The organism is Mycobacterium sp., from assembly GCF_032159765.1.
In the GTDB taxonomy this organism is placed as follows: domain Bacteria; phylum Actinomycetota; class Actinomycetes; order Mycobacteriales; family Mycobacteriaceae; genus Mycobacterium.
Map to the genome: position 1 here is coordinate 1 of NZ_JAVHWM010000138.1, position 15,630 is coordinate 15,630.

The window sequence follows — 15,630 nt, forward strand, 5'->3', positions numbered from 1 at the left end:
GCACGCCGGCGTGGGCTGACGATCGGGCCGCAGGGCCCCGACGGGACGAGCCCGATCAGCGGAAACATCACCCCCGAGATGCGCGCCGGGCTAGACGCGATTTTCGCGAAGTCGGCCGCGCCCGGGACGTGCAACCCCGCCGACGAGCAGCCCGTGGTAGATGGGCAGCCCGACGAGAAAGCGGTCGCCGGTGATGCCCGCTCGGCGGCCCAACGCCGCCACGACGCGCTGGCCATGATGGTGCGCTCCACGCTGATGTCCGGGAACCTGGGATCCCATCAAGGGTTACCGGTCACCATCATCGCCACGGCCACCCTGGAAGACTTACAGAACAAAACCGGCGTCGCGCAGACGGCCACCGGCACCCGGCTGCCCATCCGCGACGTGATCCGGATGAGCGCGCACGCCTATCACTTTCTGCTGCTGTTCGACAAGGCTAAACGCTGCCGGCTCTACCGCGGTCGCAGCACCCGGCTGGCCACCGCGGCGCAACAGCTGGTGCTGACGGCCACCGAGCGCGGCTGTACCCGCCCGGGCTGCACGGTGCCCGCCGCGTGGTGCCAGGTCCATCACGTCACAGGCTGGGCCAAGGGCGGGGCCACCGACATCGACAACCTCACGCTGTCCTGCGGACTTGACAATCGCCTGATCGATGAAACCGGCTGGACCACCCGAAAACGCAAAGACGGCACCACCGAATGGATCCCGCCACCCGACCACGACCACGGCCAACCCCGCACCAACACCTACTGGCACCCCCAGAACATGGCCGGGGAAGATGACGACGAGGACGACGAGGACAGCGGCTGAGGCCCTAACGCATTGATCTCACGTACAGCAGGCAGTCCTGCGGTACGGGACTGAGATTGGGCAGCACGATGTACTGGCGCAGAGTCGCTTGCAGCGTGAAGCCGCACTTCGCGAGAACTCGTGTCGACTGCGTGTTCGCTGGGTGAACAGCCGCGGTGACGCGGTCGAGTCGCGAATCCTGTTGCAGGTGCTCCAATATCGCGCCGACGGCCTCAGGCATCAGGCCCTCGCCCCACCATCGCCGAGCGATGCAGTAGCCCAGACCCGCCTCGTGCGGCCGCGGCCGCCGGTAGCCGATCTGCCCGATGATTTCGGCCGTGTCTCGCATCGTCACAACCCAGGTGTGATCGTGGCCGACGTTGAACACCTCGGTGATCACCCGCCGGGTCTCCTCGACGTCGGGGTGCGGCTTCCAGGCGAGGTACTCAGTCACCTCCGGATCCGAAGCGGTCGCGGCGAAGATGGCTTCCGCGTCGTCGATCCGAGGCCTGCGCAACACGATGCGCCGACCTACGAGGACATCGTCATCCGCCACTTCCTCATCCTGCAACGGCGGCCTTTCGCGCGTCCACGCGTCCGTGGTTGACTGGAGCCGCTATGCCAATCGCGTTGAACCACACGATCGTCGCGGCCAAGGACAAGCGTGAGTCAGCTGCTTTTCTCACCGAGTTGTTCGGATTACCCGATGCCAAGCCCTTCGGTCACTTCCTGGCTGTCGAGCTCGAACACGGCGTGAGCCTCGACTACGCCGACCACGACGGCGATATCGCGCCACAGCACTACGCGTTTCTCGTGTCAGAGGCCGACTTCGACGCAATCTACGGCCGGATCCGCGATCGCGGTCTGCAGCACTGGGCCGATCCGCGCGCCAGCAGGCCCGGCGAGATCAACCACAACGACGGCGGCCGCGGTGTGTATTTCCGCGATCCCGCCGGGCACTTCCTGGAGATCATCACCCGCCCGTACGGTTCGGGCGGCTGATGACATCCCCCGCGCAGACACCACAGGACGGCCGCGACGTCATCGCGGCGTTTCTTCCGCAGTCGCCCTTTGTTATCAAGCTCGGCATCGTGGCGGAGGTGCTCGAGGCTGACGGCGTTCGGCTGCGGATGCCGTGGGACCCGACTAACACCACCCTCGGCGACATGGTCCACGGCGGCGCGATCGCCACCCTGGCCGATCTCACCGTCATGGCCGCGGCGTGGTGCGGTGCACCGGCTCCGGAATCGTTTCGTGGCGTGACTGTTTCGATGGCGCTCGACTATATGGCGCCCGCCCGTGCCACCGACCTGATCGGCGAAGGCAAGGTGCTGCGGCGCGGTAAGTCATTGGTCAACTGCGAAGCCGACGTGCTGCGGCCCGACGGCGAGCGCGTCGCCAAGGCAATCGCCACTTACAAGCTCGGGTGAGCCCTAGAGCGTGACCTCGTTCAGCTTCCCCGTTGCCACGTCGAAGATGAATCCACGCAGCGATTCGTGCTTGGTGACGAACGGGCTGGCCTCGATCCGTCGCAGCGATTGACGCACGTCTTCGTCGAGATCTCCGAACGCCTCGGCGGCCCACTCGGGTTTGATGCCGGTGTCCTCCTGGATCGACCGCTTGAAGTCGTCGTCGGTAAACGTGAGCATGCCGCAGTCCGTGTGGTGGATCAGGATGATTTCCGTCGTCCCCAGCAGCCGCTGGCTGATCGCGAGCGACCGGATCTCGTCGTCGGTGACCACGCCCCCCGCATTGCGGATCACGTGTGCTTCACCATCCTTGAGGCCAAGGATGCGATAGACGTCCAACCTGGCGTCCATACACGCAATGACGGCGACATGTTTGCTGGGAGGCAACGGAAGCGGACCTGAGAAGCCAGCCGCGTATTCGGCGTTGTTGGCCAGGTATTCGTCGGTGGCGCTCATTCGGTGATGCTATCAACGGGCGACGCCGGCACCACGTGCCACGATCGCCCTGATTCTGATCGACTCAGGCGACTCGACTACGGCGACGGCTTGACGGTCGACGTCGACGGCCACGCGCCCTCTGAAGTCGACGCTGTGACCGAAGGGGTTGCCTTCGTCGCCGTGGACGTCTGAGGCGTCGTCCGCGGTTCGGAGATGGCCGAGGGGGCGCTGCTCATTCCGGCGGTGATGACGCCCATGGTCACGAGGACGCCTGCACCGGCCGCCGCTGCACCGACCCTGTAATTGCGCTTTCTGCGTTCTGAGAATGTCACGTCAGATCACTCCAGTTCTTCTGCTCCTCGCGTCCGTGCCTTTCTGCTCCTCGCGTCCATGCCTTTCTGCTCCTCGCGTCCGCGTGCCTTTCTGCTCGTCGCGTCCGCGAGCCCTGCATGGTTCCTGCGTAAGTGGTGTAGCCATGCCCCGCGGAGGCGAAACACCGGCCCGTAGACAGCCGAATAGCTCGTTAACCGCTAAGAAAGAGGGGTGATCTCCTACATTGGCCGCATGCGAACAGCAAGCGGCTGCCCCGGATGATCCTTTTTCTTGCGCGACGCCTGCTGAACTATGTGATTTTGCTGGTGCTCGTGTCATTTCTGACGTTCTGCCTGACGTCGGTGACGTTTCACCCGCTGAACAGCCTGTTGCAGCGCAATCCCGCCCCACCGAGGTCCGTCATCGAGGCGAAGGCAGCCGAGCTCAACCTCGACAAACCGATTCCGCTGCGCTACGCCCACTGGGCAGCCGGCGTGGTCCGGGGCGACTTCGGCACGACCGTAACGGGCCAGCGTGTCAGCGAGGAACTGCCGCGACGCATTTGGATCAGCTTGCAGCTGGTGGTGATCGGTTCGATCATCGGCGCAATCGCGGGTGTCGTGCTGGGCGCATGGGGTGCGATCCGGCAATACCGGCTCAGCGACCGCGTGATCACCGTGCTGTCGCTGCTCATTCTCAGCGCGCCGCCATTCGTGCTCGCTGTCCTGCTCATGATGGTCGCGCTGGGGACGAACTCGCTGTTCGACGCCCAGATATTCGAGTTCATCGGCGCAACCTCCTCCGACGTACAAGGCGGACTGTGGAACGAAATCGTCGACCGCCTCCAGCACCTCGTCCTGCCGACGACGACACTGGCGCTGGGCGCGATGGCCGGTTACAGCCGCTATCAGCGCAACGTCATGCTCGACGTACTGGGCCAGGATTTCATCCGCACAGCCCGCGCCAAGGGCCTGACGCGACGGCAGGCGTTGTTCAAACACGGGCTGCGCACTGCGCTGATCCCGATGGCGACGCTGTTCGGGTACGGCCTCGCTGGTGTTTTCACCGGTGCCATATTCACCGAGCAGATCTTCGGCTGGCACGGCATCGGTGAATGGACCGTGCAAGGCATCACGACCGAGGACACGAACATCGTCGTGGCAGTGACACTGTTTGCCGGCGCCATGGTCCTCGTTGGCGGGTTGTTGTCAGACGTCATTCTCGCTCTGCTCGACCCACGGGTGCGCATCTCATGACCGAACCCGCTACGGTCGACACGGTAGTTGCCCAAAAGGGCGTGAGCACAGCAGAATTCGCTTCACGCGGCGCAATCGTGTTGCGCCGCTTCTTGCGCAATGAGCCGGCTGTGGTCGCACTCATTCTGTACGTGATCATGTTCGTCGCGTGCTACGTGCTGCCGTACTTTCTGCCGTTCGACTACCGCGATCTTGACCGCGCCGCATTGCAGCAGCCACCGTCGCGCAATCATCTGTTCGGCACGGACTCCCTGGGTCACGACCTTTTGGCCCAGACCCTGCAGGGAATGCAGAAGTCGATGCTGATCGGCGTCTGCGTGGCGGCCATATCGGCAACGATTGCAGCGACCGTCGGCACAATCGCGGGATATTTCTCTGGCTGGCCGGACCGTGTGCTGATGTTCGTCGTCGACCTGCTTCTCGTGGTGCCAAGTTTCGTCCTGATCGCGATCGTGAGCACGCGCACAAAACAATCGGGCAACATCCTGTTGCTGATTCTCCTACTGGCGGCGTTCGGCTGGATGATCAGCTCGCGCATGATACGAGGGCTTACGCTAGGCCTGCGTGATCGCGAATTCGTCCGTGCTGCAAGGTATATGGGTGTGCCAAGCGCCCGCATCATCACACGCCACATCCTGCCGAACGTAGCGTCGATCTTGATCATCGACACCGCCCTGAACGTCGGTTTGGCGATTGTCGCCGAAACAGGGCTGAGTTTCCTGGGTTTCGGGGTCCAGGTGCCCGACGTGTCGCTGGGCACTCTGATCCGCGACGGCACCCCGTCGTTCCAGACGTTCCCGTGGGTGTTCCTCTTCCCAGCTGGCGTGCTCGTGCTGATTGTGCTGTGCGCCAACCTCGTCGGAGACGGGCTGCGCGACGCATTCGACCCGTCGAGCGGGCAGCTGCGGCGGCACCGATGACTCGGCTGCTCGAGGTGACCGATCTCACCGTCACGTTCCCCACCGACACCGACACCGTTGCCGCTGTGCGCGGACTGAGCTACCACGTCGACGCCGGCGAGGTACTCGCGATCGTGGGCGAATCGGGATCCGGCAAGTCCGCAGCCGCGATGGCTGTCATCGGACTGCTGCCTGAATACGCTGATGTGTCCGGATCCGTGCGGCTGAACGGCCAAGAGCTGCTTGGCATCTCCGACAAGAAGATGTCGGTTCTGCGCGGTGACGCGATCGGCACGGTATTCCAGGATCCGATGTCGGCGCTTACCCCGGTGTACACGGTCGGCGACCAGATCGCAGAGGCCATCCGCGTGAATCAGCGCGACACGACGCGTCAACAGGCGCGCGCGCGGGCCGTGGAGTTGCTCGAACTTGTGGGCATCGCCCAGCCGGAGCGGCGGGCCCGGGCGTTTCCGCACGAGCTGTCGGGCGGAGAGCGTCAGCGCGTCGTCATCGCGATCGCGATCGCCAACGACCCTGACCTGCTGATCTGCGACGAACCCACGACAGCGCTCGACGTGACTGTCCAGGCCCAGATACTCGAGTTGCTCCAGAAAGCCCGCGATGTCACGGGCGCCGGGGTGGTGATCATCACCCACGATCTCGGCGTGGTGGCCGACTTCGCCGATCGCGCGCTCGTCATGTATGCCGGGCGCGCGATCGAGACAGCCGACGTCGACGTCCTGTACCGGGACCGCCGAATGCCCTACACGGCAGGGCTTCTCGGATCCGTCCCCCGGCTCGAATCGCCGCGAGGCACCCGCCTTGTGCCGATTCAAGGCGCGCCGCCTTCGCTCTCGACGGTGCACGTCGGCGCATGCCCATTCGCGCCCCGCTGCCCGCTTGCGATCCACGCCTGCCTCGTCGACGAGCCGGAACTTGTCACAGTCGGCCCCGGGCACCAGGCGGCGTGCATTCGCACGGAGCTTGTCGCAGGACGCAGCGCCGCGGAGATCTATGGCGTGAACACCGCGCCGGTGATCGAGATCGACGCCGAAGCCGAAACGCCTGTGGTCGTTCGCGTATCCGACCTCACGAAAACCTACCCGCTCACCAAAGGCGTGGTGTTCCGGCGCCACATCGGAGAAGTCCGCGCCGTCGACAGGGTCAGCTTCGAGCTACGGCAGGGCCGAACGCTCGGGATCGTCGGCGAGTCGGGTTCCGGGAAATCGACGACGCTGCAGCAGATCTTGGAGCTGGCGCCGCCCGAATCCGGCTCCATCGAGGTGCTGGGCGCCGACGTCGCGACGCTGGATGGTCAACGCCGCCGAATGTTGCGCCGCGAGATCCAGGTGGTGTTCCAGGACCCCGTCGCCTCACTCGATCCGCGCCTGCCGGTCTCGGACGTGATCGCAGAGCCTCTGCTGGCCAACGGATTCGACAAGGCAGCCGCAAGCCAGCGTGTTGCGGAGCTGCTCGACATCGTCGGGTTGAGCCGGGAGTTCGCGCACCGCTACCCGGCGGAATTCTCCGGTGGCCAGAAGCAGCGCATCGGGATCGCACGAGCGCTGGCGTTGCAGCCGAAGATCCTCGCGCTCGACGAACCCGTCTCGGCACTGGACGTGTCGATACAAGCGGGGATCCTCAACTTGCTGCTCGATCTGCAAGATCACTTCGGGCTGTCGTATCTGCTTGTGTCGCATAACTTGTCGGTGATCGGGCACCTCGCCCACGATGTCGTCGTGATGTACAAGGGCGGCATCGTCGAACAGGGCGATACCGAGCGTGTCCTATCGGATCCGCAGCACGAGTACACCCGCCGGCTGCTGGCGGCCGTACCCCGGACACCGCCCGACGTCGCGGCTTCAGAAGGCGGTGAGCCGCCCGCCGCAGCGACTGGCGTGCCACCACCCGTCGAGCCGCCATCGGGGCCGTCGGCGCCACTGCAAGGCATGCCGCCACGCCGGCACCGCAGCGGGCGTCGGTCGGCGCTGCGGATCGCAGCCGCGCTCGTGGCGATCATCGTCCTCGCCGCCGCCGGACTGCTTGCCATCCGGCTTGGGACCGGTGCAAGCGTGACAACGGCCAGCGGAAATGCGGAGGTGGGCACGGGAAGTGATATCAACCCGCAGAATCCGTCGACGCTGCGTGAAGGCGGCAACCTCAAACTGGGACTGAGCGAGTTCCCGGCCAACTGGAACCCGCTGCACATCGACGGCAACACCGCTGACACCTCCAGGATCCTCAAGCCCACGCTGCCAAGGGCTTTCACCGTAAGCTCGGACGGCACGACCACCGTTAACCACGACTTCTTCACCGAAGCGAAGTTGACCAACACGTCACCGCAAGAGGTGACCTACACCATCAACCCGAAGGCGGTCTGGTCTGACGGCACGCCGATCACGTGGAAAGACATCGAGTCGCAATGGCATGCGCTGAGCGGCAAAGACGACCGATACAAGATCGCCGCGCCCGGCGGATATGAACGGGTCGAGTCGGTGACCCGTGGCGTCGACGACAGACAGGCCGTGATGAAATTCGCCAAGCCGTTCTCGGAGTGGCGTGGCATGTTGTCGACGCTGCTGCCGGCCAGCATGACGTCCACCCCCGAGGCATTCAACACAGCGCAACTCGACACCCCGGGCCCGACGGCAGGCCCGTTCGTCGTCACGACCCTGGACCGGGGCGCACAGCGAATCGTGCTGACACGCAACCCGAAATGGTGGGGACAGCGGCCGCTGCTCGATTCGATCACGTTCGTCGTTCTCTCCGATCAGGCCGACATCCCGGCACTGCAGAACGGCGCGATCGACGCGGTCGGAATCGGCTCGCTCGACGATATGAAGATCGCACAGGCCACACCGGGGATATCGATCCGGCGCGCGCCTGCCCCGACGTGGAACCACTTGACGTTCAACGGCGCCGAGGGGTCGATCCTGGCCGACCCGGCGCTGAGATTGGCGGTCATGAGAGGCATCAACCGCCAGGCGATCGCTGACACCATTCAGCGCGGGTTGGTCAACGAACCGAGAACATTGAACAACCACATCTTCGTCGCCGGCCAGGACGGCTACCGGGACAACAGCGAGGTGGCGGCGTTCGATCGCGATCAGGCCCGCAGGGACCTCGACGAAACGGGCTGGCGACTCGACGGACAGGTACGCCAGAAGAACGGACGTCCGCTCACGATCCGCCTCGTGATATTCGAGTCCCTGGTAGGCCGTCAGATCGCCACACTGATTCAGAACGACCTGAGCCAGGTGGGTGTCGGGGTCCAGATCGATGTGAAGAGCGGCGGAAAGTTCTTCACCGACTTCATCATCCCCGGGGATTTCGACATGGCGTTGTTCGGCTGGGTGGGTGATGCCTACCCCCTGACCGGTCTCACCCAGATCTACCTGTCGACCGGCGAAAGCAACTTCGGCAAGATCGGCAGTCCCAAGATCGACGCGAAGATCGACGAGACGCTGACCGAGCTGGACCCTGACAAGGCTCGACAGCTCGCCAATGACGTCGATGTCCTGCTGTGGAAGGAAGGGTTCAGCCTGCCCTTGACGCAGTCGCCCGGAAACGTCGCTGTACGAAGCACTCTCGCCAACTACGGTGCACCAGGGCTCGGCGACTACAACTACTCCATCATCGGCTTCATGAAGTAGCTGTGGCGACTCGCTCCACGATCCGCGGTACCACCCGCGGCACCACGCTCTCCACCGCGGCCGCCGCACCGATCGCGGCGACCATCGCCCGCAGCGGTGCCCGGCCTGGCAATGCGTCCAGCGCGTCACCGTTGATGCCGTCAATTCGGTTGTCGAACACTGCTTTTGCGATCTGTATGGCGGCCCGCTCGCGACTGTCTAGCAGGCTGTGACCGCCGGTGGGCAGTCGCACCAGCTTGGCACCGGGGACCAACGACGCGATCCTGTCGGCGACCGCAGGCGGAGTGATGAGATCACGGCCGCCTGAGACGACGACCGTAGGCCACGTGAATTTCGGCATCTCGCTGACAAGATCGTACGGCTCTGCTTCGAATTCCACTGTATCGGTTGAGAATTCGCGGTATGCGGCGGCCGGGTCGAGTGGCTTGCCGTCAGGCACGTCCCCGTAATTGAGCTCACGGAACCCGATCCGGCCGACCAGATCCGGCTCGTTGCGATACGGCGCTTTGCGCGCAACCATCGTCCGGGCCAGAACGTCCATCACCGTCCACAACCCGCGTCGGCCCTCGAGCAGCAGATCCAGTTGCCGGCCAAGCAGTGCGGGCCCCCCGAATCCGTACACGACCGCCGCGAGCTGCCCCGCAGCGGGCGTCAACACCCCGTCCTCGACGAGTTGGCGGACCTTGGGAGCTAGTTCGGCGGTGTCTGATTCCTCGCCGTCCCAGAGCACCCGCCGGATCGCGCTGCGAACCTCTGCGATGTCGTCGCCCGAGAGCACCGGCGAGTCGAGGATCATCCCCGCTACCCGCTGCGGATGCCGAACTCCCACGCCCGCAGCAAGATACGTGCCGTACGAGGCGCCGTACAGGATCGCTTTGGACACGTGAGCGTCGTCGAGGACCGCGACGATGTCGTCGACCGCCTGATCGATGGTCAACGCCTCGGGCGGCAGGTCGGCGCCGGCGTCGTCATGTCGGGACATCCCCAGGCCCCGGTGCTCGACCATGATCACGTCGAGGCCCGCCGCGGCGACGCGCCGCCGCACACCCCGATACAGCGCCACCGAGGCCACCCCGGGCCCGCCCGGGATGATCACCAGCGGATGTGCCGACTTGCGTCCTGTGCGCACGTAGTACAGGTCGAACTCGTCACCGGTGTCAGGGCACACCGGCCGGCGCACAGACCGCACGCCAGGCAGCGAGGCCAGCTTGTCGTGCGCGCGCCGACGCTTGGCGTTCATCGTCATCACCCGACATTCTGCCGGGCCTAGCCAGTGAGTTCGATGTGGTGCGCTCCGGCAACACTGTCGTAACGGCGCGGGCTGCAGGTCAACACCAGAACCTGGGCGTCGCTGCCCACGGCGTCGAACACCTCGCCCATCCTGGCCAGCCGATCTGGATCCGAGAAACCCAGCGCGTCATCGATGATCACCGGCACGGCGTCCTCCTTGGCGACCAGGACCGCTCCGGCGAGCCGGGTGATGATGCCCAGCTGTTCCCTTGCGCCGCCGGACAGCGACTCGTAGGGCACGGTGCGTCCTGCCAGCGTGCGGCTGCAGATGCGCAGACAGTTGTCGATCTCGACCTCGAAGGTATCGCCGAAGACGATGCGGCCGAGCCGTTGCACCTCTGCACGAAACGGCTCCACATACCGTCGCCGCGTGTCGTCGCGGTGCCGCAGAATCACCGAGCGCAACAGCTGGGCCGCGCGCGCCCGCCGGCCGACGCGGCGGTGATCGCTGTCGGCGTGTGCTAGCGCAGCCGTCGCCGCGTCGAGCCGCCCTTGCCGGCCCTCGGTGCCGTACACCCGCAATTGTGTTGCCAGATCACGCAATTGGTCCACCACCGCGCCATGGCACGCGGACCTCTCGGCGGCGTGGCGTTCTGCCTCGGCAAGGTCGGCGGCAACCCGGTCGGAAGCGAATTCGGCCAGCCGGGCGCGCAGCTCGACCACCCGCGCCGTCGCGGCCTGCGATTCCTCGCCGTCGGAGCGGGCACGCACACCGAGGTCGTGGTCGCTGGCCGTCGTGCGCTGATCGGCAAGAAGCTGTTGAGCGGCTGTGAGCTCCTCGCACGCGGCGGCCAGCCGTTCACGCGAAACCGTGGCGTGGGTGCATTTCTGCGCCAACGCGGCCGTTGCGCCCGCGGCGACTGCCTGGCTCTGTTCGAATCGCTTGACGGCGCCCTGCTGCGCCGCGACAGCGGCGTCCAGCGCCTGCCGGGCCGACGCGGCATCCATACCCGGTTCGTCGCCCGCAGCGCCTTCCCGGTTGCGCAGAGTGGTCAGCCTGGACCGCATGTGGTCGACGGGTTCGTCGCCGGACAGGCCCGCCAGCGTGGCGGTCAGTCGGTCATGCTCGATCACCGCATCGCGGCGGTGTTCGGCGATGGCGCGCGCCTGCGCAACGTCGCCGACGCCAACAGCCTCCAGCAAGCCGGCCAAGTGGGTCGTCGCGGCCTCGAGGGTGGCGTGCATGTCGGACGCAGGCGCGCCAGGGATCACACGGACACGAAGGACATCGGCCACCTCGACGTCCGTGGCTGTGGCCACGGCGTCGGCATAGGTCTCACCGACCGGCAACGTGACGCGGTCACCGCGCACACACACATCGACATCTGCCAAAGCCGTGAGTTCGATACGCGCGGAGGCGAGTTCGGTTTGGGCGGACGCGCGGTCGACCGCCGCAGCCGCCACCTCGATACCACGCATCACTGATTCGGTGACGGCCGACGCCGCGATCTCCTTCGCGAAGACGTCGAGGTGCCCGCGAGCCTGGTCGATTCTGGCGAGCCTCGCCGCGAGCCGGCCGGCCTCCTCACGGTCAGAGACTCGGTCGTGGGCAGCACGAGCGGCGTCGGCGCGCGCTTGCGCCTCGGCCAGCGCCGCGCTCGACCCTTCGGCGGCAATGGCTGCTTCGCGGTCGACTTCGCGTGCAATCGATTCGTCCTCGGCCGCCTGCGCCGCGCACACGTCCAGTTCGGCGACGACGGCCGCGCGCCGCTGGACATCCGCGGTGCACCGGACCCGCCCGGCCAGCTCGGCAGCGGAGGCGGCCGCGATCTTTTCGGCCGCTGCGGCAACGACTTCTGCCTGCTGCAACTGCGCCGTCTGCTCGGCCACCGCCGCCGCAGCCGCGCGGGCCGCGGCGAGCCCTTGCTGAGCGGCCATGGACTGGGCCGCGAGATCGGCCAGGCCGTCGGCCAGCGCAGCGTGTCTGCGCACGCAATCGTCGACTTCGGCGACGGCTGCTTCGCAGCGGGCCACCTCGGCCTCGGATTCGGCGAGTCTGCTGATCGCGGCCGCCCACTCCCCCGTGGGACGTCCAGTCGCCGTGAAGTAGCGCGCATACTCGGCCTCGATCCGGTCGATCAGCGCGGGCTCCTCCCCCGACAGCGCCGCCGACTGGCCTGCCGCGACGTCCAGCGCGCGGGACAATGCATCGCAGTCGGACAAGTCCGCCGGCGCCACGGGCCGCGCCTGCAGGACGCGCTGCGCCCGCCACAGTTCGGTGTCGACTGTCTCGTCGAGGATCGCGCGCACACGCTCGTGCGCTTCGTCTCCGGTGAGCTGCTCGCGACGCGGGGACAGCACCGTGAGTTCCGTCTCGCAGCGCTTGTGGAATCGCTTGCGGTATATGAATCGATAAGCGCCACTGCTGATTTCGGCGGTCACCTCGGCACCGACGTCGGCGTGGGTGGGCTTGACCTGCTTGACTTCCTTCTTCGTCGAGCGGTCCCTGGCTTCGAGAAGCAGATCGACGGCCTCGATCATCGACGACTTCCCGATCTCGTTGGCACCGCTGACAACGATGATTCCATTGTCGGGCAACACGATTTCGCGGTGTGCGATGCCGCGATAGTTGGACAGCACAAGCCGGTGCAGCTTCACGCGACAGTGCCCGTCAGCCGCAGCAGCAGTGCCAGCGCCGCCTGGGCATTGTCGGCAGCGGCGCCGTCGACCGAGCCTGCGCTGGCCACCAGCTCGTCGACCGCGGCCGCTGCGAAGCCGCCGACACCGAGATCGGCGAACTCGCTGTCCGCTGGCACCACGGCAATATCGCTGCGACGCTCCCAGATTCGCAGTGAGGCGAACAACCGCGCGTACTTGTCGAGGCATGCATCCAGCGCCGCGCGGTCGGTGACGCTCAGCGTTCCCGTCAGCGCCAGCCGCACGACCGTGCGGTCCTTGGCGGGCATCAGGTCGAGGTTGATGTCGAGATCGGTGACGTCGCGGCCGCCGTCCATCGCATGGTGCAGCGTCACGAAACGCCAGCAGCCGACGCGGCGGGCAGTCACCGTCACGGGGCGGTCCGGGTGATCCTCGTCGATGTCGACGACCAGGACGTGTCCCGGGTCGTGCTCGACGTCGTCGTAGTTGGTGGTCTCCGGAGAGCCCGAGTACCACACGCGATCGCTCACCCGGGTGCGAGAATGCCTGTCGCCCAACGCGACATAGTGCACCGCGCCAGACGTCAGCGCATGGTCCACGCCCGAGAGGCGGATCACCGATGCGTTGTCTCGATCGGGATCCAGAGCATCGACGGCGCCGTGTGCCACGACGATCCGGGTGGTGTCGTCAGCGCCGATGCCGTCAAGCGCGGCCGCGACGAGATCGCCGGTGGGCGCCTTCGACCGCCATGGCGCGGCAACGATCTGTAGACCGGGGCGGACGTCGTGCACGCCGGACAGCACCGTGACGTTGTCGGGGCGCTCCGCGGCGAACAGCGCACTGGTGTACACCGACGACGCGTCGAGCGGATCGTGGTTGCCCGGCAACAGGAAGACCGGAACACCGATCGACCGCATGGCCTCCAGCGACTGGCTCACGACGCGCGGATCGAGCTGGTTGTGCTCGAACACATCGCCCGCCACGACGACGAACTCGGCAGCCACCTCGGCGGCGAGCTCGCCGAGCGCAGACACCGCGTCGCGGCGGGCCGCCGAATAGCGCGGCTGCGCATCGGCATTGAGGAAATGCCGAGTCATGCCGAGCTGCCAGTCGGCGGTGTGGATGAACCGCATGCGGGCGAGTGTAGGTCTGGGTGCCGACAACTTCAGGGACGCGCGACGGCCCGTCCCTCTACTCTTCGCGCAAGCGCTCATCGTCCCGCTACCGTGGATCGGATGACGGAGCGGACGTTGTTGCTGATGCGGCACGCGAAATCGGACTATCCCACCGGGGTGACCGACCATGAGCGGCCACTGGCGCCGCGAGGCGTGAGGGAAGCCGGGCTTGCCGGCGATTGGCTGCGCGCAAGCGCACCGCCGATTGATCTGGTGCTGTGCTCAACCGCCGTGCGCACGCGCGAGACGTTGGCCCTGACGAAGCTCACTGCCCCGGTCACGTTCACCGACCGGCTCTACGACGCGGTGCCGTCGACCGTGATCGACGAGATCAACGGCGTCGACGACGATGTCACCACGCTGCTCGTCATCGGTCACGAGCCGGCGATGAGCAGCGTCGCCCTCGGGCTAGCAGAAACGTCGACGGACGAAAACGATGCCGCCGAGAGCATTTCGACGAAGTTTCCGACATCGGCGATCGCGAGGCTGCGCACCGGGTCGCGCTGGCGCGGCCTTGGGTTCGGCGGTGCGGAGCTGGTGAGTTTCCACGTGCCGCGTTGACCGCGCCGGGCGCGGTCAGGCGTTCGTGGCGAGCGTCAGCTCCATCAATTTGACCGCCATCTCACACGCGTCGATGCCGGGCGTCTGCGGATTCACCCACCAGCCGATCGCGCCGAGCGCGCCACCGTCGCTGGCGACCCCGCATGCACCCTTGGAGTCGTTGGTCTTCATCACGATCGACGGGACACCGACGATCGCGCGGTTCTCGACGTGATAGTTCAGCTTGCCTGCAATCTCGCGCTCATTGTCGAGGCTGCCCTGCTCGTACCAGAACCGCGTGATGTCGATCAGGCCGGCGGGATTGGCCGCCTGCCAACGGCACACCGCGCCCACGAAGGTGCTCTGGATATCCAGCGGATCGGCCCCCACCGTCTTGGCCATCAAGGTCGTGTCGAGGACTTCGCATTCCTTCTGCAGGTTCGGATACTTCTTCTCGGCATCGTCGTTGCGTTCCGGTATTGATCCCGGGCCACCCTGCTTGACGGCGTTGCCTGTGACGGTCCGGGAGCAGCCGGACAGCGACGTCGTGGCCGCGACCGCCACCAGCAGCCCGCAGATGATTCGGCGTGCCGTGGTCATTTCATGTTCTTAATCGATTGGCGCGTCAACTCTTTGGCTATGTCGCAGGGGGGCGGGAACGGCTGCTCGGCGAAGCTGATCGACCACTCGATGAAGTCGTCGTCGAACTGGATGCCCACCTCGCACAGGCTGTCGACCTGCGCGACGGGATCAGCCTGGACCGCGACGAAGCCGCTGTGGCCCTCGATAGTGATGTCGTCGACGCTGGTCCGCTGGCGCACTTCGGTCTCACGCTCCCGGCCGATCGGGCTGCCCCGGTACCACGTGAACGAGAAATGCGGCCCGACGATGCCGCCGTCGAGCAGCCACTGGCACCCCGCAGAGTTGCGGGCGGTGTTCACGAGGCCAGGGATTTTGGTCTGCTGAGTGACCGTCTGGTCGCTGACGCCGCCGCACTCCGGGAAAAACGGTCCGTGCTTGGCTTGCTGTTTCGCGGGCGGGGCCGGGGGCTGCTTACCGGGGGTGGGCCCCGAATCCTCGTCACAGCCGGCAACGAGCGCGACGACCGCCGATACGACCATCACCATCAAAGGCAGTCTGCGCCTCACAGGGCCCGCTTTGCGGGTCGCGCTCTTGCTGCTCATCACGACAGCAGGATAGCGGCAGCCGCG

At 66.1% G+C, this 15,630-nt stretch carries 15 protein-coding genes and 1 pseudogene; 9 read left to right on the forward strand and 7 right to left on the reverse strand.

Annotation, left to right across the window (positions count from 1 at the left end; all coding sequences use genetic code 11):
- Positions 1 to 810 (forward strand): HNH endonuclease signature motif containing protein (locus QOH60_RS16155; RefSeq protein ID WP_526422113.1); only part of this gene is annotated, 810 nt, incomplete at its 5' end.
- A gap of 4 nt (positions 811 to 814) precedes the next feature.
- On the opposite strand, the gene QOH60_RS16160 is transcribed toward QOH60_RS16155, so the two are convergent.
- A complete protein-coding gene (locus QOH60_RS16160; RefSeq protein WP_526422115.1) occupies positions 815 to 1,345 on the reverse strand; it encodes a GNAT family N-acetyltransferase in 531 nt (176 codons plus the stop codon).
- A 62-nt stretch (positions 1,346 to 1,407) separates the two neighbouring features.
- Between QOH60_RS16160 and QOH60_RS16165 the strand changes: the two genes are divergently transcribed.
- Both QOH60_RS16165 and QOH60_RS16170 read left to right on the forward strand, forming a co-directional pair.
- A complete protein-coding gene (locus QOH60_RS16165) occupies positions 1,408 to 1,791 on the forward strand; it encodes a VOC family protein (protein ID WP_526422117.1) in 384 nt (127 codons plus the stop codon).
- Positions 1,791 to 2,219, forward strand: a complete 429-nt coding sequence (locus QOH60_RS16170) for a PaaI family thioesterase (RefSeq protein ID WP_526422119.1) — start codon at positions 1,791 to 1,793, stop codon at positions 2,217 to 2,219. Before QOH60_RS16165 ends, QOH60_RS16170 begins: the two co-directional genes overlap by 1 nt.
- 3 nt (positions 2,220 to 2,222) lie before the next feature.
- On the opposite strand, the gene QOH60_RS16175 is transcribed toward QOH60_RS16170, so the two are convergent.
- A complete protein-coding gene (locus tag QOH60_RS16175; protein ID WP_526422121.1) occupies positions 2,223 to 2,714 on the reverse strand; it encodes a beta-class carbonic anhydrase in 492 nt (163 codons plus the stop codon).
- Between the two features lie 6 nt (positions 2,715 to 2,720).
- Here QOH60_RS16175 and QOH60_RS16180 point away from each other — a divergent pair, with 6 nt between their 5' ends.
- The 5 genes and pseudogenes from QOH60_RS16180 (at position 2,721) to QOH60_RS16200 (ending at position 8,816) form a co-directional block, all read left to right on the forward strand.
- Complete coding sequence (locus QOH60_RS16180) at positions 2,721 to 2,888, forward strand: hypothetical protein (protein WP_526422123.1); 168 nt, start codon at positions 2,721 to 2,723, stop codon at positions 2,886 to 2,888.
- A gap of 398 nt (positions 2,889 to 3,286) precedes the next feature.
- Positions 3,287 to 4,264 (forward strand): ABC transporter permease, encoded by a 978-nt coding sequence (locus tag QOH60_RS16185; protein ID WP_526422125.1) that lies wholly within the window; start codon positions 3,287 to 3,289, stop codon positions 4,262 to 4,264.
- Complete coding sequence (gene oppC / locus QOH60_RS16190) at positions 4,261 to 5,184, forward strand: oligopeptide ABC transporter permease OppC (protein ID WP_526422127.1); 924 nt, start codon at positions 4,261 to 4,263, stop codon at positions 5,182 to 5,184. The genes QOH60_RS16185 and oppC overlap by 4 nt, the downstream gene beginning before the upstream one ends.
- Positions 5,181 to 7,079 (forward strand): annotated as a pseudogene (locus QOH60_RS16195) (dipeptide ABC transporter ATP-binding protein); the annotation flags it as partial. The gene oppC and the pseudogene QOH60_RS16195, both read left to right, overlap by 4 nt.
- 33 nt (positions 7,080 to 7,112) lie before the next feature.
- Positions 7,113 to 8,816, forward strand: coding sequence for an ABC transporter family substrate-binding protein (locus tag QOH60_RS16200; protein ID WP_526422139.1), 1,704 nt, complete (start codon positions 7,113 to 7,115; stop codon positions 8,814 to 8,816).
- Here the strand turns inward: QOH60_RS16200 and QOH60_RS16205 are convergent.
- Genes QOH60_RS16205 through QOH60_RS16215 form a run of 3 tightly spaced genes read right to left on the reverse strand, consistent with a single transcriptional unit; the run spans position 8,806 to position 13,837 of the window.
- Complete coding sequence (locus tag QOH60_RS16205) at positions 8,806 to 10,062, reverse strand: alpha/beta hydrolase (protein WP_526422129.1); 1,257 nt, start codon at positions 10,060 to 10,062, stop codon at positions 8,806 to 8,808. The two genes, QOH60_RS16200 and QOH60_RS16205, sit on opposite strands and share 11 nt — an antisense overlap.
- A 20-nt stretch (positions 10,063 to 10,082) precedes the next feature.
- Positions 10,083 to 12,704, reverse strand: coding sequence for an AAA family ATPase (locus tag QOH60_RS16210; RefSeq protein WP_526422131.1), 2,622 nt, complete (start codon positions 12,702 to 12,704; stop codon positions 10,083 to 10,085).
- Positions 12,701 to 13,837, reverse strand: coding sequence for a metallophosphoesterase family protein (locus QOH60_RS16215; protein WP_526422133.1), 1,137 nt, complete (start codon positions 13,835 to 13,837; stop codon positions 12,701 to 12,703). The genes QOH60_RS16210 and QOH60_RS16215 overlap by 4 nt, the downstream gene beginning before the upstream one ends.
- 102 nt (positions 13,838 to 13,939) lie before the next feature.
- Here QOH60_RS16215 and QOH60_RS16220 point away from each other — a divergent pair, with 102 nt between their 5' ends.
- Positions 13,940 to 14,440, forward strand: coding sequence for a SixA phosphatase family protein (locus tag QOH60_RS16220; protein WP_526422135.1), 501 nt, complete (start codon positions 13,940 to 13,942; stop codon positions 14,438 to 14,440).
- Between the two features lie 15 nt (positions 14,441 to 14,455).
- Here QOH60_RS16220 and QOH60_RS16225 read toward each other — a convergent pair whose 3' ends face one another.
- Both QOH60_RS16225 and QOH60_RS16230 read right to left on the reverse strand, forming a co-directional pair.
- Positions 14,456 to 15,019, reverse strand: coding sequence for a DUF3558 family protein (locus QOH60_RS16225; RefSeq protein WP_526422137.1), 564 nt, complete (start codon positions 15,017 to 15,019; stop codon positions 14,456 to 14,458).
- Entirely contained in the window at positions 15,016 to 15,567 is a 552-nt protein-coding gene (locus tag QOH60_RS16230; RefSeq protein WP_526422141.1) for a DUF3558 family protein, read from the reverse strand. Before QOH60_RS16230 ends, QOH60_RS16225 begins: the two co-directional genes overlap by 4 nt.
- Between the last annotated feature and the right edge of the window lie 63 nt (positions 15,568 to 15,630).

What these genes read in the sequence shown, in the direction of transcription:
- QOH60_RS16165 (WP_526422117.1), top strand. Translation starts at nt 1,408, where the DNA reads ATGCCAATCGCGTTGAACCACACGATCGTCGCGGCCAAGGACAAGCGT.
- QOH60_RS16170 (WP_526422119.1), top strand. Translation starts at nt 1,791, where the DNA reads ATGACATCCCCCGCGCAGACACCACAGGACGGCCGCGACGTCATCGCG.
- QOH60_RS16175 (WP_526422121.1), bottom strand. Translation starts at nt 2,714, where the DNA reads ATGAGCGCCACCGACGAATACCTGGCCAACAACGCCGAATACGCGGCT.
- QOH60_RS16180 (WP_526422123.1), top strand. Translation starts at nt 2,721, where the DNA reads ATGCTATCAACGGGCGACGCCGGCACCACGTGCCACGATCGCCCTGAT.
- QOH60_RS16185 (WP_526422125.1), top strand. Translation starts at nt 3,287, where the DNA reads ATGATCCTTTTTCTTGCGCGACGCCTGCTGAACTATGTGATTTTGCTG.
- oppC (WP_526422127.1), top strand. Translation starts at nt 4,261, where the DNA reads ATGACCGAACCCGCTACGGTCGACACGGTAGTTGCCCAAAAGGGCGTG.
- QOH60_RS16200 (WP_526422139.1), top strand. Translation starts at nt 7,113, where the DNA reads ATGCCGCCACGCCGGCACCGCAGCGGGCGTCGGTCGGCGCTGCGGATC.
- QOH60_RS16205 (WP_526422129.1), bottom strand. Translation starts at nt 10,062, where the DNA reads ATGACGATGAACGCCAAGCGTCGGCGCGCGCACGACAAGCTGGCCTCG.
- QOH60_RS16215 (WP_526422133.1), bottom strand. Translation starts at nt 13,837, where the DNA reads ATGCGGTTCATCCACACCGCCGACTGGCAGCTCGGCATGACTCGGCAT.
- QOH60_RS16220 (WP_526422135.1), top strand. Translation starts at nt 13,940, where the DNA reads ATGACGGAGCGGACGTTGTTGCTGATGCGGCACGCGAAATCGGACTAT.
- QOH60_RS16225 (WP_526422137.1), bottom strand. Translation starts at nt 15,019, where the DNA reads ATGACCACGGCACGCCGAATCATCTGCGGGCTGCTGGTGGCGGTCGCG.